Below are 23664 nucleotides of genomic sequence, written 5' to 3'. Positions count from 1 at the left end.
TCATCCAACCGTGACGGTCCTGCTCGATGACGGCACAGGGACCTTCCCGTACGACGTGTCGTCCTACGTGAGCCTCAGCGGCATCACCATGACGCACGGTCGCGCCGACGAGCAGGGCGACGTGCAGCCGTCCACGATGTCGCTCACCTTCGACAACATCGATGGTCGATTCACTCTCGGCAGCACGATCATTGCTTCCCCTTCGCCGATCCAGATCAACAACAGGATTCGGGTTCGCCTGACCGTCTCGGCGACAACCGTGACCCGGTTCACCGGATACGTGCAGGAATGGCCGGTCGAGTGGCCGTCAGGTGGTCAAGAGTTCTCGACGGTCACGATCACTGCGACGGACGCACTCGCTCGGCTTGGTCGCATTCCAACACGCCTGCCCGTCACTGAGAGGCAGTTGTGGTGTGGCGCAACGGTGGTGTGGCCCCTCACGGAACCGGCACCAAAGTCCACACCCGGCATGGTTGCGCCAGTGGCGTGGCCGGTCGGCCCCAACGCCGCAACAGTCGGTCCACTTCGAATGGTGGGCAAGGCGTCGGGCGGTGACGCGCAGTACCCGGAGTTCGCGTCCGAGGCTTGCCCGAATGACAACGGTTCGGTCATCAAGTTTGTCGAGGCGCTCAGCAACCCGTATCAACTAGGCAAGATCTTCGGCGGCGATACCTCAACCGCGACCGGCCTAGGGCACCCCTGGTCCACGAACTTTCAGATCGAGATGGCCTTCAAGGGCACCCCCGGTAGCGGGGGCAACTTCATGCAAGTCGGCGATGCGCTCCAGCCGTCCACACAGGCGGTCTGGTTCGGCAGCTTCAACAACGACCAGTTGGCCGTGTACCACCTCGTTGGCGGTGTCACCACCAGCATCGTCAGCGCCCAGTCCGTGATGGACAACGAGTGGCACCTGTGCACCGTCATTGTTGACGACAGCGGAATCAGCACAGAACTGTGGCTGGACGGCGAACTGGTCGGCACGGCGATGAACCCCAACATTCCGACCGGAACGCTGGATGCCGTCAAGTCATCCAACGCAATCGTCGGTGAAGTGGCGATCGGGCATTTCGCGTTCTATCCGCATTCTGCCAACACGAACCCGTCGGTCTGGCAGTCGTTCGGCAGCGCCCAGGGCCGGGCAACAAGCGCCACCATCCCGACCTACGCACAGTCGGCAGGAGTTACGTCGAGCAGCACGGGCGTGCCAACACGGTTCATCCCGGTATTCAACGCGTCCGACTACGCCACGTTGATGACCGAGGTCGTGAAAGCTGACAACGGTCGCCTCTACGTGAACGGCTCGGGAACCGTCATCCACGAGGGCAACACCGCGAAGCTCACGAAGGTCTACGCCGGAACACCAGACATCACCGTGACAGTGGACGCGCTGAACTCAGATGCGTCGTTTTCTGTGGACACGCAGCGCATGGCAAACCGCGTAGAGGTGACCCGCGCCGGCGGAGGTTCAGTAGTCGCCGAGGACGCGTCGTCCATCGCCCAGCACGGGGTCTACGGCACGTCAGAGACCGTCCAGGTCCTGTCGGACGACGACGCAGCGAACCTCGCCGCGTACTACCTGTGGCTGAACAAGGACCCGTCTACGCGCCTTGCAGGCGTGAAGGTCGACCTGCTCACGCAGACCACCGCGATCCAACAGTCATTCCTCATCAACCTGATGGGCGCGTGGCTGCGCTTCACCGGTCTGCCGTCTCAGGCACCGACCGGCGCAACAGCAGACCTCTACATCGAGGGCTGGACCGAGGTCATCACCAAGACCGGCTGGTCCCTCGACCTCAACACCTCACCGAAGCGCGAAACCGCGACGACGTGGTGGCGACTCAACGACGCGAACTTTCCGCTGGGCACAAACACTGCCCTGTACTACTGAGGAATCACCGTGGGCTTAAACACCACCCCGGCGTCGTGGACAACCAGCGAGGTTGTCACAGCCAGCAAGATGACCGTTGAGGTCAAGGACGCCTTCACAGGTATCCAGTCCGCGTGGACGTCGTACTCGCCAGCGTGGACGGGCGCGACGACGAACCCCGTGATCGGTAACGGCACCATCGTGGGGCGCTACCGGCAGATCGGGAAGTCGGTCGACTTCCGGGTTGTCATCACCATGGGGTCTACGACCACCTACGGATCGGGCCAGTACGCGATCAGCCTGCCGGTCACGTTGCACGCCACAGGCTTGCAGCTCGCCCTGGGCGAGGCGCTTATCGGTGGCGCGGCGTACAGGCTTCACGTGCGCGTCTCGCCGACGTCCGCCACGGCACTGTTGTACTGCGACCCCACCACGGCGGGTAACTCAGTCCGTGCGGTCACCAACCTCGTACCCGGAACGTTCGCGAACACGCACTCCATCATCGTTGAAGGTCGCTACGAGGCAGCCTGACCTATGCCGCCTCGACTCCGTGGCGCACTGATCGTTGTCGTCACAGGAGTGTGGGCCGCGAACTTCGCTGCGCCCATCTTCATAAAGGACTACCTGCCTCCGGCCGAGGTGCACGTCATCTTCATGGCCGTCCTCGGTGTCCTGCTCGGTGCCAAGAAGCCAGAAGACCCACCCACTGACATTTGACCCCTCGCCTTCGGGCGGGGGGTCTTTTGTCGTCTGGTGGGCGCGCGTCAGTCCGCCGTGCCAAGTTCGGCACGGACGGCATCGACGTACTGATCAAGGAACTTCTGCAAGGAGGCATGTCGTTCCTTGATCACAGCGGCGAGTTCGGCGCGCTTGTCCACAGCCTTGGCGTCGTCACCGTCCCAGAGCGCCGTGAGCTCCCAGACGCGTGTGTCCAACTCAGACATCTGCGCGACGGCATTCAGCGCCGCCTCCCTTGACGCCTGCGAACCCACGATTTCGACACGAGCCGCCGCCTCACGGAGCGCCTCTGCGTCATCCGCGCTGATCAGTTCCACGACATCCTGATGCGCATTGCGGAAGATTCCGTCTTTGCCCAACATCATCAGTTTCGATCTGATCGTTCGTTGTCCCTGCCTGATGAGTGCCACCAGCTCACCGTGCACCTCGCGGCGCTCCGCACGCCAGGCATCGGATCGAGCATCGGCTCGCGCCTGATCCGCAATCCGCTCCTGATGTTGTCGGTCGCGCTCACGTTCTAGACCGTCGTCATTGCGACGCTGGTTTTCGCGGCGGTTGTTCAGGAGGTTCTGCCCTGTGAGGAACAGACCGGTCACGAGCGCAGCCCATGCGGCCCCGGGTATGTCCTTCAGAGAATCAAGCACGGCGAACGCTCTATTCGTTCTTGAGGAAGGGCAGGATGTCGGTGATCGTCACTTCCAAAATCGCGCCGACCACAACCAGTACCAGTGGCACGAGAATCGCCGCCACCCATGGGTTGTGCAACGGCGACTTCTTCTCGGGCGCTGAAGGAGTCGGCATCACCACGTGCACCTCAGCCGGGGCTGCAGGCAGAGCCGGGGCTGCAGGCAGAGCCGGAGGCGGAGGCGGCAGAACCACCGGCGACGCGAGAGCACGCTCAATCTCCGCCTTGATCGTCCCCACCCAGCCGATAGCGAAAGCCATGTCGTCGGACTTGACCTCGCAGAAGAACACCTTCTGACCCTTGCGGTACCAAACGTTGATCGTGTGCCGCGTCTTCCAGCTGCCGACTTCGAGGTTCATCGAGGTGATGGACTCCGGATCTAGGACCGCTGCCGCGTCGCGCATCGCAGCAACGCTGTCGTCGAACGCATTGCCGTGTTGGCTGAAGAGACCGGTACGGACGGACCAGGTGTCGTCGCTCATGACCCGCTCGCGCAGCAGCGCCTCCAAACGCGAGAAGACAGGCCACACCGCATCGGGGTTGAGGTCAGCGGACAGGGTCTCACTGCGGTTGTGAATCATCGGCACCCTTCAACGCTAGCGGTCTAGTCCGTCTAGAAGGCGACAGTTCCGTGGATCGTGGTCAGGGTGTCGCCGCCGACCCAGATCGCACCGAAGGTCGCGAGCGCCCTGACAGCACGGAAGTAAAAGTCTTGTGAATCGAGCGACTTAGGTGTACACGAGTCATCGCTCGTATTACGTTCGTCTTATTCAACCAACCGATTGATAACGACGAACGAAGGACAGACCGATGAACGACGACTTCCAGAACATCGCGGCGGCGAACCGGTGGGACGAGCAGGACGTCCTCGAGGTCCTCTCCGACTTCATCACCAGTCAGGGCCTCGACGCCGCGCTCGCTGCGTTCGCCTCGGCGAAGTAACCCACAACCCAAACGACGAAAAGGACAAGCACATGACCACCAGCACCAAGAACACCGTGATCCACACCGTGACCGCTCGCGAGACCGGCGCGAAGATCGAGATCATCCAGTTGGGCAAGCCCGAGGGCGAGAACAAGTGGGCGGCATCCTGCGAGCACGGAGCACGCACCGGCACCAAGACCCGTCGCGCCGCACACGAAGCGGGGCGTACGCCGTCCGTGTGGTGCGCGACGTGCAAGACGGGCAACTCCCCCGCGCCCGTCGTCCCGGCCAAGAAGACGGCGGCGAAGAAGGCTGCGCCTGCCCCGGCGAAGCGTGCTGCCGCGAAGAAGGTCACCCCGGCCAAGCCTGCCGCCAAGCGCACCCCCGCGAAGAAGACGGCGGTCAAGGCGTGACGCCTGACGAACTCCGAGGCCACGACTGGTTCCCCGCTCAGGACATCCTGGGCGGGGTTCCCGCTTTGTACGCCACGGAGAACACGAAGCCCGAGGACACGATCATCCACCTCCACTACTTCGTGGGTGCGTGCGATTGGTGGATCGCAGAGCTGGACGCAGACCGGCGCATCGCGTTCGGCTACGCCAACCTCGGAGACCCGAACGGAGCCGAGTGGGGGTACACCGACCTGCACGAGCTTCGGGCGCTTCTGGTCCGGCCTCAGGGCATCGCGAGGTGGGTCGAACGCGACCTGTCGTGGACGCCGCGCCCGTTCGCTCAGGTGGTGGCGCGATGACCTACAGCGACGACGACAGTCCCCTGTTCAGCGACAAGATCGAGTCCGACCTGAACCACATCCTCATGCCGAACATGGCCTGGGCATGTGGCGGCAACATCGTCACGAAGGGCGGTCACATCAAGTTCCTGAACAAGTGGGACGAGGTGACGTGCCCCGAGTGCATCGCTGAGGGGCGCGACGCGATCAGCGCCCGAACGCGTCGCCAGCAGGGGCAGGAGTCGTGATGGTTCGAGTTCAGTGGGAGACGATTTCATCATGAAGAAGCACGCGATTCTCTACCTTCGCCAATCGAAGGCGAAGGACGATTCGATCTCGCTGGAAATCCAAGAGCGGGAGGGTCGTGCCCACTGCACGCGGCACGGCTACATCGTCTCGGGCACGGTGATCGATGAGGACGTCTCGGGTACCGGCAAATGGCAGAAGCGACCCAACTTCCCGCTGATCCTCGACATGGCTGTGGACGTTGTTGTCGTCTACCGGTGGTCGCGTCTGTCGCGTCGGCGCGCGGATCAGTTCGCCCTGATCGAACTACTGGAAGAGGCTGGCAAGACGGTGGAGTCCGCCGTCGAGCCGTTCGACATCACGACGGCGGGAGGGCGCTTCGCCCGTGACCAGATGCTCGGCATGGCCGCGTTTGAGGCCGACCTCAAATCCGAGCAGTGGAAGGAGGCGCTGAACCGCCGCGCTGCGAACGGCCTACCCAAGAACGGCCTGCCCCGATTCGGGTACATGAAGGACGGAAAGTCCTACGTGCAGGACCCAAACACCGCGCCAGTGCTGCGCGAGATGTTCATCAGGTACACCAAGGGGGCAGGGTTTCAAGCTCTCGTGAAGGACCTCAACGAGCGTGGCGTCGTCACCACGAGGGGCGCGGCCTGGGGCATCCACTCGCTGATCCGAACCCTCGACTCGGGGTGGGGCGCGGGGCTGATCTCGGAGAAGTCGAAGGGCACCTTCTACGACGGCGTTCACGAACCGGTGATCACGAACGCCGAGTGGAAGGCCTACGTCCGCGCACGTGAGGTCCGGAAGAAGGGACCCCACAAGACCGCGTCGCCAAAGTGGTTCCTCAGCGGCTTGGTGAAGTGCGGCCTGTGCGGTGGCGTGATGTTCGTGAACTCCTACACCGAGACGAAATCTCAGGTCATCTGCTCGGCGTACAAGAACCAGCGCTCGTGCTCAGGGATGTGGATCAACCGCACCGTTGTCGAGAAGAAGGTGGCGTTCTGGATCGGTGCCCACATCGATGAGGTCGCCGCTTTGGCGTACGACGACGAGACGCGCTCGGACGAACGGGCGAAGATCGAGGCTCGCGTGTCAGTCGCCGAAGGGTCGGTGGCCAACATCGACAAGCGCCTAGCGAAACTCATGACGGCGTGGTCCGGCGACATGCTTGATCAGGTTGCGTTCAACATTGCCCGTGACGAAGCGCGCGCCGAGCGTGAGGCGTGGATGAAGGACCTGTCGGAGGCGCTGGACGAACTGGCGCTCCTCGCGCCCGTCGATCAGGACGTGTACGAACGCCTCCAGGCCGGTTCTACGGGCATGACGCCCGGCGAGTGGGGATTCCTGCTCGGACGGGTGATTCGACGCGTGGAGGTCCACAAGGCGTTCCTGCTGATCGTCCCCGTGGTGGGCGACGCCGTGCAGATCCCCCGTAGGTGAAGCGTTGATCTTCCGGTAACTCGACGAAGGGACGGCTGAGGTCGATCCGGCGGCCTGTCGACTTCAGCATCCGCTCGACCAGCTCGGTCACCTGGGCCTCGGTCAGCACCAGGTTGGTGAGCTCGTGCCGCCCGTGCCGAGCCACGAAGACCCGGTCCGGACTGTTGATCCAGATCTCTTCCACGGTCGGGTCATCGAGGAACGGCTGGAGCGGTCCGAATCCGGCAACGCGCGCGACGAGTTCCGCGACGAGTGCCTCGGGATGCGCGACCGGAGCGACGACGCCCGTCAGGCTGAGCTCGTCGTGGACGCGCACGAGGTCAGTGGCGTGGCGTCGTACGGCGGCTATCTCGCGCTGCGGATCGATCCCGTCGCGTCGTACGACGGCGCGCAACTCCTCATCGAGGCGTGCGACCACGTCGTCGGACGCTGGCGCCGACACGACCGGTGGCTGAAGCAGGGCCATGGCGGCTCCCCGAGATGAGATGACGTGGCTGGCAGCAGAGTAGGTCAGCGACACCCCGGTGAACAGGGCAGGTCCACGAACCTGTGGACAGCCCGGCCCAAAAAAGACCGAGGACGACTCCGGGCCGGGTGGGGGCCGGCTCGGAGTCGTCCGCGGCGTCAGGACAGCGTCAGCGCTGCATCATCGATGACGAACGAGGTCTTCAGCGAGTAGTCCTCGGTGCCGGTGAAGGCGATCGTCACGGTCTGCCCGGCGAACACCGAGAGGTTGTAGGACCGCCGCGCGTAGCCCGTTGCCGCATCGACGTTGGAGAAGCCGGCCACCTTCGTCGTACCGACCCTCAGCTCCAGCTTGTCGTACTGGTTCTGGGTCGCACCCTCCTTGGTGTCGATGTGCAGGTAGAAGGACAGGTTCGCCTTGCAGCCGGCAGGGATCGTCACGGTCTGGCTCAGCTTGTCGGTGTGGGTCTGGCCGTAGCCGTTGAGCCATGCCTTCCAGGAACCCGTGCGGGCGGCTTGGGCGGAGGTGTTGTCGATGACACCGCTGCTAGCGGTCCACGGTGCGGCCGTCCCGGTCTCGAAGCCGGGGTTGCCGAGCTTCTGTCCGGAGCAGGCCGACGTGGCCGGGCTGATGGTCCAGCTGAACGTCGTGGTGCCGCTCGCGTTGGTGGTGTCCTTCACCGTGACGGTGGTGGAGGAGGTGGCCGCAGCGGTGGGCGTACCGGAGATCAGGCCGGTGCTGCTGTTGATCGACATGCCCGCGGGAAGGCCCGTCGCGCTGTAGGTCAGGGTCTGGCCGGCAGCCGAGTCACTCGCCTGGATCTGCAGGGACTTCGCGGTGCCCACCGTGCCGGTTTGTGCGCCGGGGTTGGTCACGGTCACCGTGTTGGTGGCCACCGTCCCGGTGGTCAGGGCGAGCTGGAAGTTCCCGAGCGAACCGTAATCGCTGTACTTGCCAGCGGTGAGCGGGTTGCCGGTGCCGACGCCGTCGACCAGGACGGTGTACGTCGCACCACCGGCCGGCAGATCGCCGGTCCAGGTGGCATCCAGTCCGCTCGCCACGGCCGAGGACACCCTGGCGGAGGCCGGGTCGACGGTGGCCACCGTGGCGCCCGAAGCGTTCAGGATGGTCAGCTTCGCGTCCAGGTTGGGAACTCCCGCGGCACCCTTCAGGGTCACGGTGGTCGGGCCGGAACCCGTGATCTTGAAGGCATCGACGTCGGCACGGTTGCCGATGATCCCGTTGACGCTGCCGCCAGCCGGGAGGCTGGTGGCTCCCGCGGCGTTGTTGGCGTGGTCGTCGGCCCGGAAAGGAGCGCCCTGCGCGATGATCGAGAGGTCGTCCTCCTTGTTGTTCGCGTCCGGGTACTCACCCACCGACCACTGGACGACCGGCTGGCTGTAACCCACACCCATGATCGGGGCCCACGGGTCGGCGCCGGTGTAGTAGCCCCGGGTCGAGGTCCCGTCGTGGTCGAGCCCGAAGTTGTGACCGACCTCGTGCGAGGCGGCCTCGGCCATGCTCTTGCCGCTGGTGCCGGTGCCGTTCGCGAAGACCCAGGCCGGCTGGTAGTAGGAGTGGCTGCTGCCCGAAGCGCTGAACACGCCCACGTAGGCGACGCCGCCACACCCGCAGCCGTCGTAGATCGAGCCCCCGTTGGTCATGTAGACGTGTGAGCCGAAGGTCTGGTCGTTGCTGTCGGTGCGGTCGATCGCGGCCAACCCCAGGTCCCGGGTCGTGACATTGATGTCGAACGGTGCGTAGTCCTCGGCGACGACCTGCCAGGCCGCCTGGATCTGCGTCAGTTCGGCATCGGAGAAGTTCGTGGAGACCGTGGAGTCCATGGAGTACGGCGTCACGACGATGTCCGTGTCGCCGTCGTTCCACCCCGTGTCACTGACGGTGCCACCGTTGAAGTCGAGGTAGATGGTGCGGTTCGAGCCGGGCTTCGACTGCAACGTGAAGGTGTCGGCCAACGGCACTCCCGTGTTGGGCTGTGCTTCGGCGCGACTGGCCGCCACGGGTGCGGCGGCTCGCGGCTCGACGAAGAACTGCTTGCCGCACTCGTCCAGCCACAGCGTGGCGTCGGCAGCGGCCTCAGTCAGGCCACGTACGGACAGACCGTTGCGCTGCGCTGCCTTCTTGAACGCTGCAGGCTTCGACCTGGCCACCTTTCCTGCCCGCTCCGGCGCCGTGAGCACCTCGGTGACGCAACCGTCGTTGGCCCCGGCCGTCGCCGTGGCGCTGCTGCCCGGCATTGCGGACCAGGCCGTCGCTGACACCGCCAACGTGACGCCGGCGACCCAGACCCTTCGAGTCCTGCTCGTCGATTCGAACATGATGGTTCCTCCCAATCCCCTGACCCGTAGGCCACTCCCCAATGGCGTCCCGTGGCTGACCCGGCCACCAACAGCCGCCTCCACAAGGATCTGGCTGATCTTCACCGGTACCGAGCCGTTGAGGTCACAGCATCGAGTGCCAGAGGGCACTCAACGCGTGCCAGATTGCGAGTGACGTTCAGACAGCGACGGCCAGCGTGGCCCGGTACTCCGCGGGACTCATCGAGACGAGCTCGCGGAAGGCCCGGTGGAACTGACCCTCCGTCAAGCCGCACCGTGCGCCCACGTCGACCACCGACCGTCCCGGGTGCGAGATGAGCAACTGCTTGGCCCGTTCGATGCGCAACTGCCGAAGCACGGACATGACGCTGTCGGTGCCCTCGAACAGTCGATAGAGGCTGCGGCGCGAGACATTGACAGCTCGCGCCACGACGTCGGGCGACAGGGACGGGTCCTCGAGGTTGCGCCGCAGGTACGACAGCACCTGCTCGCGCAGCAGGTCATCGCCGGCCGCTGTGTCCTCGGCACCGGCGGCAAGGATCGCCATCGCCGACGTGAGGAGACCGGCGCCCTGGTTCGCGAGCAGACGGGTGCCCTCCGGGTCGACGACGGAACCGTCGGACAGCCGGAGGAAGAAGTCGGTGAACAGCCCCAGGGCACCGCCTCGAGATCCGGCCCGGGCCGTGTGTCTGTGCAACGGCGCGATCGCGCTGAACAGGGCCGCCCGCTCGTGGGAGATCCGCAGCAGCAGCACATCCTGATCGCCGTCGAAGTGCCACGCCATGGGCCGGCTGGTGTCCCAATAGGTCACCGTCCCGGGCCGGAGCGCGGCAACGCGACCCGACTGCTCGAGCCGCCCGTAGCCGCCGACCACGATGGCGACGAGGAAGTATCCGCGTCCGCCGTCCGCGATGTTGCTCTCGGTGCGTCGACAGAGATGCCCGTCGGCACGCACCCGCGCCATCGCGAAACCCTCGAACGCGTGCAACCACATCTTGGCGCGGAACGGTCGATCGACGCGCGCGCTCTCGAACGAGGTCCCGAACTTGTCGCGCGCCAAGGCACGCCAGTAGGCGAGCCGCTCCAGCTCCCCGACATCATCGGTCGAAAAGACCGCCGAATTCCCCATCCCTGACCCCCAGGCCCCCAACTGTCCCCGCCCGGGAGTGTAGCGCGCGTCACAGTCGGTGTGCGCATCCTCTTTCACTCCCCGGTCGGCAGGCATACGATCGATGGGTTGCGATCTCGGCGCGACGACCGGGTAACCCGTCCAGTGCCGAGGGGTCCGACATGGCACCTTCACATCGCCGCCTCCGCGCAGGGTCCATGGTGGCTGCTGCGCTCGTCCTCGGTGCCGCCCTCGCCGTGCCGCCCTCGATGGCCGGCGACTCCGGCCGCAGCAAGCCCCCGCCCGGGGACACCGAACTGGCAGCCGCGATCGACGCACACATCGCTTCGGTGAATGAGGGGCTCGAAGCGCGGGGCGCGTCGATCCGGCTGCACTCGGCCGAGGCGTTCCTGCTCGGCTACGGCCTCCTCCGCGTCGGCAACCGCTTCAAGAAGTACTACGGCCAGCGCTGGGTGCCGGGCGACGAACGCCGCGAGGCCGACGGCGATCGCCTCACCTATCTCGTCGACCAGAGCGACGGTGCCACGTCCAGTGGCCTCACGAACGCCCAGACCGAAGCGGCCATCGACCGCGCGGCGCAGACCTGGGCAGCAGAGCCGTGCCTGGCCGCGGCCCCGCTGGTGAAGCGCGCGGACACCGGCGCCGATCCGGACATCGTCGACAGTGGAGTCCTTCCCCTCGAGTACGAGGAAGGAAATCCGTTCCTGGCCGACATCACCTTCGCCGGCTGGTATCCCGTCAGCCTCTTCCTCGCCTGGGCCCCGAGCTTCGAGGGCCGGGTCCTCGCCTTCTCGGAAACCTACGTCTTCTCCGACGAGGTGACCTTCGAGCCCACCGATGTGAACGGCGACCAGTACCTCGACACGGCCCTGAACGAGGTCTACTTCAATGACATGCTCGGCGACCCGAACGGCCCGTTCCCTGATCGTCCGTGGGCCATCGACCCACCCCTGGGGGGTCCGGAGTTCGACGTCGAGACGATTGCCCTGCACGAGATGGGGCACTCGCTGGGGCTCGGCCACTTCGGGCCCGCGCCGCTGGCGATCATGAATCCGGCACCACCCCGCAGCGCCGAACCGCCGCACACCTATCCGTCCGACAGTTCGGCGATCTGCTCGCTCTACTCAAGTTGGCCGCGACCCTAGATACGAGGAGATGGAGCGGGCCCACGGCCGCGACAGGATCTCGTTACTCACGAACGGACGCAATCGGACACCGCTGAGCAGGTTGATTGATATCAATCAACCTGCAGACAAGGGCCTCACAACCGCTTGCGTACGACGTCGCGCAACGCCTGTTCGGGATCAACACCCGCCGCGCGCGACTCGGCCACCAGCGCCAGGAGTCGTTCCCCGATGTCTTCGGCGGCGGGATCGACATCGGCCGGTTCGCCCTCGCGGGCCAGGCGCTCGAGCACCTTGTCGGCGTACAACAGGGCGGGGAGGGCGGACGGGAGCCCCGCGTCGATCCCCCGGCCGTCGAGCTTGTCGAGACGCTCGGTCGCCTTGACGTGCTGCCAGATCTCGTTGACCGCGTCGGCATCCAGCGCGGTCTCACCGCTGGTCGAGTCGGCCGCGAACACGTGCGGGTTGCGCCGCCGCATCTTCGCGGTGATCCCCTCGGCCACGTCGGCAAGGTCGAAGTCGCCACGCTCCTCGGCGATCACCGCGTGGAAGACCACCTGGAGCAACACGTCGCCGAGTTCCTCAGCCAGGTGCGACCAGTCCCCCGACACCTCACCGGCGTCGATCGCGTCGACGGTCTCGTAGGTCTCCTCGAGGAGGTAGCGGACCAGCGAGCGATGGGTCTGCGCCTGCTTCCACGGGCACTCGGCGCGCAGCCGGCGCATCACGGCCACGAACTCGGCAACCGCCGAGACGGCGTCCGGGCCGGCGTCCGGGCCGACCGTCACGATCAGACTCCCGGCACCGGGGGCGCCGGCGGGGTCTCCGGCCCGCAGCGCTGGTCGGCCGGAAGGGCGTTGACCTGTTCGGCCGTGAGCTTGCTGGTGTCGACGACCGATCCGGCCTCGCGGCTCACGGGGATCGAGAGCGCGTCGCCGTCGAAGTAGCCGGTCTCGGGGTTGTACTCGCCGAACACCGGGTTGAGCTCAGGCTCGTTCTCGGCCAGCCAGTCGTCGGCGAGGGAGACGCCGACGTTGATGGCCTGCTCGCCGGACACGGTCTGGCCGGTCTCCTTGAGCACGGTCGCGGCACCGAGCTGCTCGGCGGTCGTCGACAGGCGCAGTTGCACCCAGGTCAGCCACTCGAACGAGTCGTAGTTGTCGTCGTCGACCTCGCCGAGCTCCATCCACAAGTCCTCGACCGTGGTGCGGTCGATGACCTCGGGCGGCAACGGGACGTCCAGTTCCTCGGCGAGGTTGTCGATGGCAACGGCCCGGGTCCAGCCCTGCGCGAACTGGCCACGCACCAGCGCCGTCGGCACAGCGGAGAACTTCTTGTTGGCCGTGAGCAGGCCGCAGTAGTCCTCAACGGCCTGGTCGACCCGGGTCAGCTCGAGGGTCTGGCCGTCCACCTCGGCGGCCACGCCCGGCTGGGCACCGCTGTCGGTGAGGCCACAGCCGGCCGCCATCAACGCCACGGCGGCGAGGGCCACCGTGGTCCGGACGTTCAACGGGCTGCGAGGACGCACGCTCTACTCCTTGTTCATTCGGCCGGATCGATGACCGAGTCGATGACCAGTCGAGCCCATTCAAGCAGGGCGATCCCCTCGAGCGGACGTCCCGTCTGCCCGGGAGTGCCGGGGCGCGGCACGAGGATCGTTTCGAGCTGGCTCTTCACGATCGACTTCGGGAACAGCCGGTTCAGGCGGATGGTCCGTGACTCCGGGAGGACGACGGGTGCGAACCGCACGTTCTTGCCGACCGTCGAGATCTCGCGGATACAGGCAGCACGCACGCGCGCCCGGAACCGGGCCACCAACAGCAGCGCCGAGACCTGCTCCGGCGGCTCGCCGTAGCGGTCGGTCAGCTCGGCGATGATCTCGTCCACATCGGCGTCGGTGCGGACCTCGGCCAGCCGCTTGTACATCTCCAGGCGCAACCGTTCGCTGGGGATGTAGTCGTGCGGCAGGTGGGCCTCGACCGGCAACTCGATGCGCACCTCCTCCAGCACCTCGGGGGCGCCGCCGTCGTCGCGGAAGTCGCGGACCGCCTCGCCGACCAGCCGGACGTACAGGTCGAAACCGACGTCGGCGATGTGGCCGGACTGCTCGCCGCCGAGCAGGTTGCCCGCGCCACGGATCTCGAGGTCCTTCATCGCGATCGCCATGCCGCCGCCGAGGTCGGAGTGCTGGGCCAGGGTGGCGAGCCGCTCGTGCGCGGTCTCGGTGAGCGGCTTCTCGGTCGGGTAGAGGAAGTACGCGTAGGCCCGCTCGCGGGAGCGCCCGACGCGGCCACGCAACTGGTGCAGCTGGCTCAGGCCGAGCGTGTCGGCGCGCTCGATGATCATCGTGTTGGCGTTGGAGACATCGAGGCCCGACTCGACGATCGTCGTACAGACCAGGACGTCGAAGCGCTTCTCCCAGAAGTCGAGCATCACCTGCTCGAGCTGGTGCTCGCCCATCTGGCCGTGGGCCGTCGCGACGCGCGCGTCAGGGATCAACTCGCGCAGCTTGGCGGCAGCCTTCTCGATGGAGTTCACCCGGTTGTGGATGTAGAAGACCTGGCCGTCGCGCAACAGTTCGCGACGTACGGCGGCGACGACCTGGCGGTCCTCGTAGCCGCCGACATAGGTCAGCACCGGGTGCCGCTCCTCGGGGGGCGTCGTGATCGTCGACATCTCGCGGATGCCGGTGATCGCCATCTCGAGCGTGCGCGGGATCGGCGTCGCACTCATCGACAGCACGTCGACCGACGTGCGCAGCCGCTTCATCGCTTCCTTGTGCTCGACACCGAAGCGCTGCTCCTCGTCGACGATGATCAGGCCGAGGTCCTTGAACCGGATGTCAGCGTTGAACAGGCGGTGCGTGCCCACCACGACGTCGACGGTGCCGTCGGTCAGACCGGCCATCACCGCGGCGGCTTCCTTGTCGGTCTGGAACCGGCTGAGCGGCTTAAGGTTGATCGGGAACCCGCTCATCCGTTCGCTGAACGTCGCGAGGTGCTGGCTGACCAGCAGCGTCGTCGGCACCAGGACGGCGACCTGCTTGCCGTCCTGGACCGCCTTGAACGCAGCTCGTACGGCGATCTCGGTCTTGCCGTAGCCGACGTCACCACAGACCAGCCGGTCCATCGGGACGGTGCGCTGCATGTCGGCCTTGACCTCGTCGACGGTGGTCAACTGGTCCGGCGTCTCGTGGAACGGGAAGGCGTCCTCGAGTTCGCGCTGCCACGGGGTGTCCGGCCCGAACGCGTGGCCCTTGGTGGCCTGCCGGGCGGCGTACAACTTGATCAACTCGGCGGCGATCTCGCGGACCGCCTTGCGGGCCTTGTTCTTCCGCTTGGTCCAGTCGCCGCCACCGAGCCGGTCGAGGCTCGGTTGCTCGCCGCCGACGTACCGGGTGATCTGGTCGAGGGTGTCGGCCGGGACGTAGAGCCGGTCGGGCGGGCCGCCCCGCTTCGAGGGGCCGTACTCGAGCAGCAGGTACTCACGGACCGCCCCGTGCACCTCGCGCTGCTTCATCTCGACGAAGCGACCAACACCGTGCTGTTCGTGGACGACGTAGTCGCCGGCCTTCAACTCGAGCGGATCGATCTGCTTCTTCCGGCGAACCGGCATCGCGCCCTTGTCGCGCATCGACGCCTTGCTGCCAACGATGTCCTCGCCGGTCAGGACGACCAGACGACGACCGTCGTCGACGAGGCCGTGGCCGAGCGCGCCACACGTGACCGTCACGACGGCGGCATCGAGCACGCCGCCGGCACCGATGTCCTCGACGAAACGAGCCGGGACGTCGCGCTCCCCCAGTGCCTCGACCATGCGGTGGGCCGGGCCGTGGCCGGCGTGGACCACCACGACGGCCTGGCCCTCGCCGTGCCAGCGCGTGATGTCGGCGAACGCCTTCTCCACGTCGCCGCGGTACGACGGCGCGGACTGCGCTCCGAGCGGCGCCAAGGTGGTCGAGTAGTCCTCGCGAGGAACGAGCGAGGTCGTATCGAGACCCCCATCGAGCCCGAACGGACTGAACGTCCACCAACTCTGGCCGAGCCCCCGCGCGTGGGTGCGAACATCCCCCAGGGACTGGTACGACGCCGCCTGCAGGTCGATCGGTGCCTGACCGCCAACGGCGGCCGTCGCCCACGAGGCTGCGAGGAACTCCTCGCTGGTGGCGACGAGGTCGTGCGCACGGGCCCGGGCGCGTTCGGGGTCCAGCACGAGGATCTGGGTGTTGGCGGGCAGCAGGTCGACCAGCAACTCGAGCTCGTCGACGAGCACCGGGATCAGGGCCTCCATGCCCTCCACCGCCATGCCCTGCGCGATCTTGTCGGTGATCTCCAGCAGCTGCGGGTGCTTGCGACCGAGCTCAGCGGCGCGGGCGCGGACGTCGTCGGTGAGCAGCAGTTCGCGACACGGCGGAGCCCAGAGGCGCTCGACGGCGGCAATGGTGCGCTGGTCGGCGACGGCGAAGGAACGGATCTCCTCGATCTCCTCGCCCCAGAACTCCACGCGCAGCGGGTGCTCCTCGGTCGGCGGGAAGACGTCGACGATGCCGCCCCGAACCGCGAACTCGCCACGCTTCTCGACCAGGTCCACCCGGGAGTAGGCAGCGCCGATCAGACCGGCCACGACCGCATCGAGGTCAGCGGTGCCGCCGACCTCGAGCTCGACCGGCGTCAGGTCGCCGAGACCCTTGACCTGCGGCTGGAGCACCGAGCGGACCGGTGCGACGATCACGTTGACCGGACCAGTCGCGGCGTCGGTGCCCGGGTGGCAGAGCCGACGGAGCACGGCGAGCCGACGACCAACGGTGTCGCTGCGCGGGCTCAGTCGCTCGTGCGGCAGCGTCTCCCAGCTCGGGTAGTACGCCACTCCGGTCGGGTCGAGGAAGTCACCCAACTCGGCGACGAGCTGCTCGGCCTCACGGGTGGTCGCCGTGACCACCAGCAGCGGCCGACCCGCGCGGGCCAGTCCGGCGGTCAGGAACGGACGCAGAGCCTCCGGTCCGGTCAGTTCGCCGGTGGGCGAGCTCGCCCCGGCAGCCTCGGCAAGGGCCGAAGCCAGGGGCGGATCGGCAAGGACGGCGTCGGCGAGGCCGGCGAGACGCATGGAGGCACGCTTTCGTGGAAGGCAACACGAGCGCCCCCGGTCAGGATCGACAGGGGGTGAGGGGTGTCAGCCTACGGCCCTGCACCGACAGCCCCGGGCCGACAGCCCTACGCCGACGGATCGACGACCCGCCCCACGAACAGCGGCGCGTTGTGGTCCAGGTCGTGGATGACGAACAGGAACGGCCGGTCGACCGTGAACGTCTCGGCGACCACGGCCGACTCGGTACGCATCACGACGGCCGTCGCGGCCGCCGCCTCGGTACCGTCCTCGTCGACGGCAATGAAGCCCTGGTGCAGGACGGCTGCGATGTGCAGCGGCAGGTCCTCGTCGGTCATCGGGGTGAAGTCGGCCTGCCCGTCGATGAACGCGGTCGGCATCCCGATCTCCTTGAGCAGGTCGCCCAGCGGAGCCTCCGTCCGGAAGGTCCACTTCGGCAGGGTCAGGTTGATCGCGGCCGGCGCTCCGCCGGGCGTCAGCACGCCGAGACCGTCCTGGACGACACTCGCCTCGACCGCAGCGAACTTTCCCTGGTCCGGCAGCACGACGGTCATCGCCAGGCGCGACCCGGCGTACGGCAGGATCACGCCGCGCCAACCGGCCGCGGACACGATGCCGCCGGACAGGTCGGGCTTGTTCATCATGTCGACGTCGACGGTGGAGCCGTCGTCCTTCGTGAACTTCCCCTTCGTGGTGGCGGCCTTCTCGAACGGCTGCTCCCACGGCGCCTTGAGGTAGATCGCGTTGACCAGCACGAGCCGGGTCAGGTCGTCGAGAACTCCCTCCGGGATCAGGTCCACGATCCGGTCGCGGGTCTGGTCCTCGACCCAGGCGTTGATCAGCACACGGGCCTCCTCGGACGCGGTCTTGAAGTCCACCGCGCGCAGCCCGGCGCCGTACTCCTTCGCGATCAGGTCGAGGAACTCCGCCTCCCAGCCGACGTCCTTCTGCCCGAACAACTGGTTGGCCGTGGCGAGGGCCAGTTCGGCGTCCGAGCCGTCCATCCGCTGCTGCTTGCCGGCCAGTCCGTCGACGTACGACGTCAGCGCGTTCACGCCCTTGTGCCAGCGGTCGCCGAGGTCACCCACGCCGAGGACGTCGCGCATCTCGTCGGCCGTCTTCCCGGCTGCACCCACGAGGGTCATGCCGAGGGCGACCAGGACCGAGTAGGGCGAGAAGACCAGGTTGCCCGGCTTTGCGGCGATGCCGCCGTACAGGTCACCGGCAAGGGCCTGGAGCCCGACGACCACGTCCTCGAGGACGGTGGGGTCCCCGGACACCCGCTTCACGTCGGAGGAGACAAGTTCGATCCCGTCGGTTCCCGGACCCAACACGCCGGGCTCGACATCGGGCTCACCGGAGCAGGCGGTCAGGGCAGTGGCGCCGCTGAGCGCAGCGAGTCCGAGCAGGCCGAAGCGGAAGGTGTCGCGGCGCGCAATGCTCAACAGGCTCATGGTGGTACGACGCTAGCGCCGCACGACCGGTTCCGTCAGGAACCCGGCGGGCCCACCATCAGCGCGACACCGGTCAGTGCCGCGACGGCAACGAGGCCGACGGCCGCACCGCGGAGCGGGTTGCGCAGCAGCCAGGCGACCACGCGGTCGGGCAGCGAAGCGCCCGCACCGGCCGGAAGCCGCCACGTGTCACCGAGCCAACCCTTGCGGATGGCCCACCACTCCAGCGGCAGCGTCGCCAGCGGCGGAATCGCGGCCGCGAGGGCCAGCAGTCCGCGCCCGGCCGACCAGCGGCGGTCGACCCACACGACCAGCGTCCCGACGCCGTACGCGATGAAGACAACACCGTGGAGCATCCCGAAGATGCGCACGCCAGTCTCGTTGTCAGCGGGGCCGTACTTGAGGAACATGCCGAACAGCAGGCCGGTCCAGGTGATCGCCTCGGCGATCGCAACGGTGCGGAACAAGCGGGTGGGGTTCATGCCTGACTCTCCTCGGCGCGCGCGAGCGCGGCCTTCCAGTCGCGGAAGGACTCCTCAGTGCGGCCCTGGCGCCAATAGCCGGAGATGGAGACGTCGGCGCGCGGCACCGCGCGCTCCTTGAACAGGTACGGCCGGATCTCGTGCATCACGGCCTGGGCCTCACCGTGCACGAACGCGTGGACGCGGCCTTCGCGCCACGGCAGGGCGCGGACGGCGTCGGCCAGGCCGGGGTGCGCGTCGTCGGTGCGGTGCAGCCAGGTCAGTTCGATGCCCGCGGGCGTCGCCACCTCCTGCTGGTACGGCGGCCCGTCGACCTGCAACACGACGTACCCCTGAGCATCGGCCGCCAGGGCCGCCAGCGACTGCCGGATCGCGGGGATCGCTGCCTCGTCGCCGGCGAACAGGTGCCAGTCGGCGTCGGGGTCCGGGGCGTAGGCGCCGTTCGGTCCCTTGACGTTGATGGTGTCGCCCGGCTTCGCTGCGGTCGCCCACGGACCGGCGACGCCCTCGTCGCCGTGGACCACGAAGTCGACCGCGAGCGTGCCGGCGGCCACGTCGGGCGCGATCACGCTGTAGGTGCGCATGGTCGGGCGCTCCCCCTGCGCGAGGAGCGCGGGGTCGCCGAAGATGAACTTCATGTAGCGGTCGGTCCAGTCGACACCCTCGAAGGCCGCGAGGTCGCCGCTGAAGCGGATCCGCACCATGCCGGGGCTGAGCTGTTCCTTGCCCTCGACGGTCAGCAGCGTGACCGGTTGCGGTGCTTTGGCCGGCTTCACCGGTGGCGCGGGGGGCGTGGTGCTCACGGCCTCGAGCCTAACGAGCGTCTGGTCGGCCCGACCGGGAGGTCGAGCCGCGGCCTCAGGTGCCGTGGCGCCGATCACGCAGGGCGTAGGCCCGGATCGCGCGGAGGAAGTCGACGCGACGGAAGTCGGGCCAGTACGCCTCGCAGAAGTAGAACTCCGACTTCGCGCTCTGCCAGAGCAGGAAGCCACCGAGTCGCTGCTCACCGGAGGTGCGGATCACGAGGTCCGGGTCCGGCTGGCCCTTCGTGTAGAGGTGTTCCTCGATGTGCTCGATGTCGATCATCTGCGCGAGTTCGTCGAGCGGCGTGCCCTTGGCGGCGTGCTCGGTCAGCAGGGAGCGGACCGCGTCGGCGATCTCGCGGCGCCCGCCGTACGCCACGGCGACGTTGACGATCATTCCGTCGACATCGGCGGTCGCGGCCGCCGCAGCCTTGAGCCGCTCGGCGGTCGAGGCGGGCAGCAGGTCGAGGGCGCCGACCGGGTGGAGGCGCCAGCGGCGCTGGTCGGCGAGCGAGTCGACGGCGTCGGAGATGATCTCCAGGAGCGGCTCGAGCTCGCGCGCCGGACGGTTGAGATTGTCGGTGGAGAGCAGCCACAACGTGACCACCTCGATGCCGACTTCGTCGCACCAGGTCAGGAGCGGCTCGATGTTGGCGGCGCCGACCCGATGCCCGTGCGCGGTGTCCTGGCCCACGGCCTTGGCCCAGCGCCGGTTGCCGTCGAGCATCACGCCGACGTGTTTGGGCAGGTTTCCGGGCATCCGGCGAAGCATGCGTGCCTCGTAAGCGGGGTAGAGCACCCTGCGCACGCCACGCTTCCAATCCGCCACAACCCGATCGTAGGCCACCCCGGCCCTCACTCGGGAGCACCGGATCGCGTGGCCGGGCCTTTCGGGTCAACCCACTGGCTGACACGATGGGCACGATGGGGTGGGAGCAACTCGGCTCCACGCCAGCACTTCGAGAGGGCTCGCGCCCTGGAACTTCAAGAGAGGGACGACGACGATGACCGCAGCTGCCTGGCATCCGGACCCCACCGGTCGCCACGAGCTCCGCTACTGGGACGGCTCCCAGTGGACTGACCACGTGTCTGACCAGGGAGTGCAGTCGACCTCACCGGTCAACGCCCCCGCCGACGCCGGAGCCGCCCAGGGCGACTCCTCCGACAGCGGTTCCGTCTCGTCCGAGTCAATGGGCGAGTCGATGGGCGAGTCGACGGGTGACTCGATGTCCGCCGAGCCCGTGGCCGAGCAGCCCGCCGCCGACCAGTGGGCGGCGCAGTCCGCCGAGCCCGTGGCCGAGCAGCCGATGGCGACCCAGCAGATGGCCGCCCAGCCCGACCCCGCCCAGCAGTGGGCGGCCCAGCAGGCCCAACCCGTGCAGGCCCAGCCGGTCGGCCAGCCGATGGGCGGCCAGCCGGTCGGCCAGCCGATGAACGGCCAGCCGTACGGCGACGCCTTCGCCGGCATCACCGGCGAGCTGATCGACGGCCGGTTCAGCGAGAAGGACGGCGTCGGCGCCAGCCTGCAGAACAAGCGGATGCTCCGCGTCCGTGTGGTCGAACCCTTCATGGCCAAGCAGGGCGCGATGGTCGCCTACCAGGGCAATGTCGGCTTCAACTACCAGGGCGGCGGCGCGGCCAAGTTCCTGAAGAAGGCGTTCACCGGTGAGGGCCTGTCCCTCATGCGGGTCGAGGGCCAGGGCGACGTGTTCCTCGCCGACGGCGGCCACGAGGTGCACATCCTGCACCTCAACAACAGCGGCCTGTCCGTCAGCGGCACCAACGTGCTGGCGTTCTCTGCCACCCTCGACTGGAACGTCGAGCGGGTCAAGGGCGGCAGCATCGCCGCGGGCGGCCTGTTCAACACGACACTGCGCGGGACCGGCTGGGTGGCCATCACGACCGACGGTCAGCCGGTCGTGTTGAACGCCGCCGAGGCGCCGACGTTCGCCGACGCCCAGGCCCTCGTGGCCTGGTCGGTGCACCTGCAGACGTCGATCAAGTCCTCGTTCACCGCCGGCGCCCTGATCGGCCGCGGTTCGGGCGAGGCGTTCCAGGTCGCGTTCAGCGGCCAGGGCTTCGTGATCGTGCAGCCGTCGGAAGGCGGCGTCGTACCACCGCACACGCACTGAGGTACATCCTCCGATCGGAGGATTCGCGGCGGCCGGATGAGCGTGAAGTCACGTCCATCCGGCCGCCGCCTGTTTCACCAAGGGCCAGTAGGCTCGACCCCATGAGCCAGGCCTTCCATGATTCGAGCGAAAAGGCCCTGGCACGCCTCGACGCCATCACGGAGACCATCAGCGAGACCCTCGCGGACGTCAAACCGAAGCTGCGCGGGTGGATCCACCTCGCCTCGACGCCCCTGGTCCTCGCCGCCGGCATCGTGCTGATCTGCCTGTCACCGACCGCCTCGACGCGCGTGGGGTCGATCTTCTTCGTGTCGTCGGCGATGCTGCTGTTCGGCTGCTCGGCGCTCTACCACCGCGGCACCTGGTCGCCAAAGGTGTGGAGGATCCTCAACCGGATCGACCACTCGAACATCTTCTTGTTCATCGCCGGCTCCTACACGCCGTTTGCGCTCATCCTTCTCGACGGATCCGCCCAGGTCATCCTGCTCACCACCGCGTGGACCAGCGCCCTGCTCGGGATCGCGTTCAAGGTGCTCTGGCCGTCGGCGCCGCGTTGGCTGTCGGCGCCGATCTACATCGCGATGGGCTGGGCCGCACTGTTCTTCCTGCCCGCGTTCTACGACGGCGCGACCGCCCTCGGCCTCGGCGTCGGCATCGCGATCTTCGTCCTCATCGCGACCGGCGGCGCGCTCTACACCGTGGGCGGCCTGGTCTACGGCTTCCAGTGGCCGAACCCCTCGCCCCGCGTGTTCGGCTTCCACGAGGTGTTCCACGGCTTCACGATCGCCGCGTTCGTGACGCACTACGTCGGCATCTCGTTGGCGACGTACTCGTTGCGCTGAAGCAGGACCAGCACTTCGGACAGCGGCGTCTGCGGGAACATGTCGAGCAGCCGCCCCCTCACGAGCCGGTACGACGTCAGGTCGGCCAGGTCGCGCGCCAGGGTCTCCGGGTTGCAACTGGAGTAGAGGACGTGGCGCGCACCGGACTCCTCGAGTCGACGGGCCAGGTCGGTGCCGAGGCCGCGGCGCGGTGGGTTCACCACGACCAGATCGGCTGCGGCGAGCAGGGCCTCGTGCTGGGGCGCGGTGGCGTCGCCCACCTCGAAGCGCAGTTCGCCGGGCAGGCCGGCCTCGTCGCGTGAGCGCTCCGCGCTGGCGATCGCGTCGGCGCTGATCTCGATCCCGGTCACTTCCCGACCCTCAGCCGCCAGGTGCAGCGCGAAGCCGCCGACACCGCAGTACAGGTCGACGACGCGGGTCGGCGCCAGAGCAGCCACCCACGACCGCGCCTCCTGGTAGAGCGCCGACGCGACATCGGTGTTGGTCTGGAAGAAGCTGCGCGGACGCAGGTGCAGGGTCACGTCGTTGAGACGCATCGGCAACGTGTCAGCGTCGGTCAGCACGACCTCGCGCTCGCCCTCGAGAACTGCCCGGTGGTCCGGCTGGACATTGAGCGTCGCCACCCGCAGGTGCGGCAACTGCTCCTGCAGCCAGGGCAGGTGCTTGCGGATCCGCGCCTCGGTACTCGTGGAGCGTGCGACGAAGCGCACCATCAGTTCACCGTCGGGCGACTCGGTCACCAGCAGGTGCTTGAGCTCCCCGCGCTGCGCCACCGGCAGGTCCGAGGCCACGTCGTACGGTGCCAGTTCGGCGCGCGTCACGAACGCCGCGAGGTGCGGCAGCGCCGCCATGATTCCGGGCGTGTGCAGGGCGCAGTCGCGCAGGTCGACGCCCTTCCCGGTCGGGTCGAGAATGCCGAGTGTCGGCGCCTCTGCGGTGCCGGCGACGACCATCTTCGCCTTGTTGCGGAAGCCGTCCGGGCGGCTGGCCACGGGCGGGTCCCAGACGAGTCCGTCGGCTCCGTGTGCCGCACCCAGCAGCGACTGGACTGCGGTGTCCTTCGTGGCCAGCTGGTCGTCGTACGCACGACCGAGCCATGTGCACGACCGGCACTCCCCCGCCGTGAAATGTGCGCAGTCGAGCACGGCGAGAACCAT

Annotated in this window: 24 protein-coding genes; 12 read left to right on the top strand and 12 right to left on the bottom strand. The window is 67.5% G+C overall.

The annotated features are described in order from the left end of the window. The first annotated feature begins 10 nt into the window (after positions 1–10). The 3 genes from HRC28_RS09260 (at position 11) to HRC28_RS09250 (ending at position 2584) form a co-directional block, all read left to right on the top strand. Entirely contained in the window at positions 11–1888 is a 1878-nt protein-coding gene (locus HRC28_RS09260; protein ID WP_182379818.1) for a hypothetical protein, read from the top strand. 69 nt (positions 1889–1957) lie between these two features. Continuing rightward, positions 1958–2398: a hypothetical protein gene (locus HRC28_RS09255; RefSeq protein WP_182379817.1), complete on the top strand. Its 441-nt coding sequence runs from the start codon at positions 1958–1960 to the stop codon at positions 2396–2398. Between the two features lie 3 nt (positions 2399–2401). Beyond that, positions 2402–2584, top strand: coding sequence for a hypothetical protein (locus tag HRC28_RS09250; RefSeq protein ID WP_182379816.1), 183 nt, complete (start codon positions 2402–2404; stop codon positions 2582–2584). 47 nt (positions 2585–2631) lie between these two features. On the opposite strand, the gene HRC28_RS09245 is transcribed toward HRC28_RS09250, so the two are convergent. Beyond that, positions 2632–3201 carry a hypothetical protein gene (locus HRC28_RS09245; protein WP_182379815.1) on the bottom strand — a complete coding sequence of 190 codons (570 nt, stop codon included), beginning with the start codon at positions 3199–3201 and terminating at the stop codon, positions 2632–2634. Positions 3202–3259: 58 nt separating this feature from the next. Continuing rightward, positions 3260–3877 (bottom strand): hypothetical protein, encoded by a 618-nt coding sequence (locus HRC28_RS09240; RefSeq protein WP_182379814.1) that lies wholly within the window; start codon positions 3875–3877, stop codon positions 3260–3262. Between the two features lie 223 nt (positions 3878–4100). On the opposite strand from HRC28_RS09240, the gene HRC28_RS25610 reads away from it, so the two are divergent. The 6 genes from HRC28_RS25610 to HRC28_RS09215 all read left to right on the top strand — a co-directional run bounded on the left by HRC28_RS25610 (position 4101) and on the right by HRC28_RS09215 (position 7117). Continuing rightward, entirely contained in the window at positions 4101–4232 is a 132-nt protein-coding gene (locus tag HRC28_RS25610) for a hypothetical protein (protein ID WP_272902673.1), read from the top strand. Positions 4233–4264: 32 nt separating this feature from the next. Further along, a complete protein-coding gene (locus HRC28_RS09235; RefSeq protein ID WP_182379813.1) occupies positions 4265–4627 on the top strand; it encodes a hypothetical protein in 363 nt (120 codons plus the stop codon). Next, on the top strand, positions 4624–4965 hold the full coding sequence (locus HRC28_RS09230) for a DUF2958 domain-containing protein (RefSeq protein ID WP_182379812.1): 342 nt from the start codon (positions 4624–4626) through the stop codon (positions 4963–4965). The genes HRC28_RS09235 and HRC28_RS09230 overlap by 4 nt, the downstream gene beginning before the upstream one ends. Continuing rightward, positions 4962–5192, top strand: a complete 231-nt coding sequence (locus tag HRC28_RS09225; protein ID WP_182379811.1) for a hypothetical protein — start codon at positions 4962–4964, stop codon at positions 5190–5192. Before HRC28_RS09230 ends, HRC28_RS09225 begins: the two co-directional genes overlap by 4 nt. Positions 5193–5223: 31 nt before the next feature. Next, complete coding sequence (locus tag HRC28_RS09220) at positions 5224–6633, top strand: recombinase family protein (RefSeq protein ID WP_182379810.1); 1410 nt, start codon at positions 5224–5226, stop codon at positions 6631–6633. 124 nt (positions 6634–6757) lie between these two features. Further along, entirely contained in the window at positions 6758–7117 is a 360-nt protein-coding gene (locus HRC28_RS09215; RefSeq protein ID WP_182379809.1) for a hypothetical protein, read from the top strand. Between the two features lie 140 nt (positions 7118–7257). Here the strand turns inward: HRC28_RS09215 and HRC28_RS25135 are convergent, their stop codons facing one another. Both HRC28_RS25135 and HRC28_RS09205 read right to left on the bottom strand, forming a co-directional pair. Beyond that, entirely contained in the window at positions 7258–9438 is a 2181-nt protein-coding gene (locus HRC28_RS25135; RefSeq protein ID WP_202033281.1) for a putative Ig domain-containing protein, read from the bottom strand. Between the two features lie 178 nt (positions 9439–9616). After that, the gene (locus HRC28_RS09205; protein WP_182379808.1) at positions 9617–10567 is read right to left on the bottom strand and encodes a helix-turn-helix domain-containing protein; all 951 of its coding nucleotides are present in this window, start codon (positions 10565–10567) and stop codon (positions 9617–9619) included. Positions 10568–10728: 161 nt separating this feature from the next. On the opposite strand from HRC28_RS09205, the gene HRC28_RS09200 reads away from it, so the two are divergent. Beyond that, a complete protein-coding gene (locus tag HRC28_RS09200; RefSeq protein WP_182379807.1) occupies positions 10729–11712 on the top strand; it encodes a matrixin family metalloprotease in 984 nt (327 codons plus the stop codon). A gap of 116 nt (positions 11713–11828) precedes the next feature. On the opposite strand, the gene HRC28_RS09195 is transcribed toward HRC28_RS09200, so the two are convergent. The 7 genes from HRC28_RS09195 to HRC28_RS09165 form a co-directional block, all read right to left on the bottom strand. Beyond that, a complete protein-coding gene (locus HRC28_RS09195) occupies positions 11829–12479 on the bottom strand; it encodes a MazG nucleotide pyrophosphohydrolase domain-containing protein (protein WP_237111766.1) in 651 nt (216 codons plus the stop codon). 2 nt (positions 12480–12481) lie between these two features. Continuing rightward, on the bottom strand, positions 12482–13219 hold the full coding sequence (locus tag HRC28_RS09190) for a hypothetical protein (protein ID WP_182379806.1): 738 nt from the start codon (positions 13217–13219) through the stop codon (positions 12482–12484). Positions 13220–13233: 14 nt separating this feature from the next. Next, positions 13234–16794, bottom strand: a complete 3561-nt coding sequence (gene mfd / locus HRC28_RS09185; protein ID WP_182379805.1) for a transcription-repair coupling factor — start codon at positions 16792–16794, stop codon at positions 13234–13236. A 107-nt stretch (positions 16795–16901) separates the two neighbouring features. After that, a complete protein-coding gene (locus HRC28_RS09180) occupies positions 16902–18248 on the bottom strand; it encodes a serpin family protein (RefSeq protein ID WP_202033280.1) in 1347 nt (448 codons plus the stop codon). A gap of 35 nt (positions 18249–18283) precedes the next feature. Further along, positions 18284–18730, bottom strand: coding sequence for a DUF3817 domain-containing protein (locus tag HRC28_RS09175; RefSeq protein WP_182379804.1), 447 nt, complete (start codon positions 18728–18730; stop codon positions 18284–18286). Further along, positions 18727–19533: a siderophore-interacting protein gene (locus HRC28_RS09170; protein ID WP_237111765.1), complete on the bottom strand. Its 807-nt coding sequence runs from the start codon at positions 19531–19533 to the stop codon at positions 18727–18729. The genes HRC28_RS09175 and HRC28_RS09170 overlap by 4 nt, the downstream gene beginning before the upstream one ends. Before the next feature lie 55 nt (positions 19534–19588). Next, a complete protein-coding gene (locus tag HRC28_RS09165) occupies positions 19589–20362 on the bottom strand; it encodes an isoprenyl transferase (protein WP_182379803.1) in 774 nt (257 codons plus the stop codon). A 175-nt stretch (positions 20363–20537) separates the two neighbouring features. On the opposite strand from HRC28_RS09165, the gene HRC28_RS09160 reads away from it, so the two are divergent. Both HRC28_RS09160 and HRC28_RS09155 read left to right on the top strand, forming a co-directional pair. Next, the gene (locus tag HRC28_RS09160) at positions 20538–21665 is read left to right on the top strand and encodes an AIM24 family protein (protein ID WP_182379802.1); all 1128 of its coding nucleotides are present in this window, start codon (positions 20538–20540) and stop codon (positions 21663–21665) included. Positions 21666–21766: 101 nt separating this feature from the next. Continuing rightward, complete coding sequence (locus HRC28_RS09155; protein ID WP_182379801.1) at positions 21767–22507, top strand: hemolysin III family protein; 741 nt, start codon at positions 21767–21769, stop codon at positions 22505–22507. On the opposite strand, the gene rlmC is transcribed toward HRC28_RS09155, so the two are convergent. Continuing rightward, on the bottom strand, positions 22468–23664 hold the full coding sequence (rlmC, locus tag HRC28_RS09150; RefSeq protein ID WP_182379800.1) for a 23S rRNA (uracil(747)-C(5))-methyltransferase RlmC: 1197 nt from the start codon (positions 23662–23664) through the stop codon (positions 22468–22470). The two genes, HRC28_RS09155 and rlmC, sit on opposite strands and share 40 nt — an antisense overlap.

It is taken from the genome of Nocardioides sp. WS12 (assembly GCF_014108865.1).
Lineage (GTDB): Bacteria > Actinomycetota > Actinomycetes > Propionibacteriales > Nocardioidaceae > Nocardioides.
The sequence above is the reverse complement of the archived record's forward strand: the minus strand, read 5'-3'. Positions and strand labels throughout refer to the sequence as shown.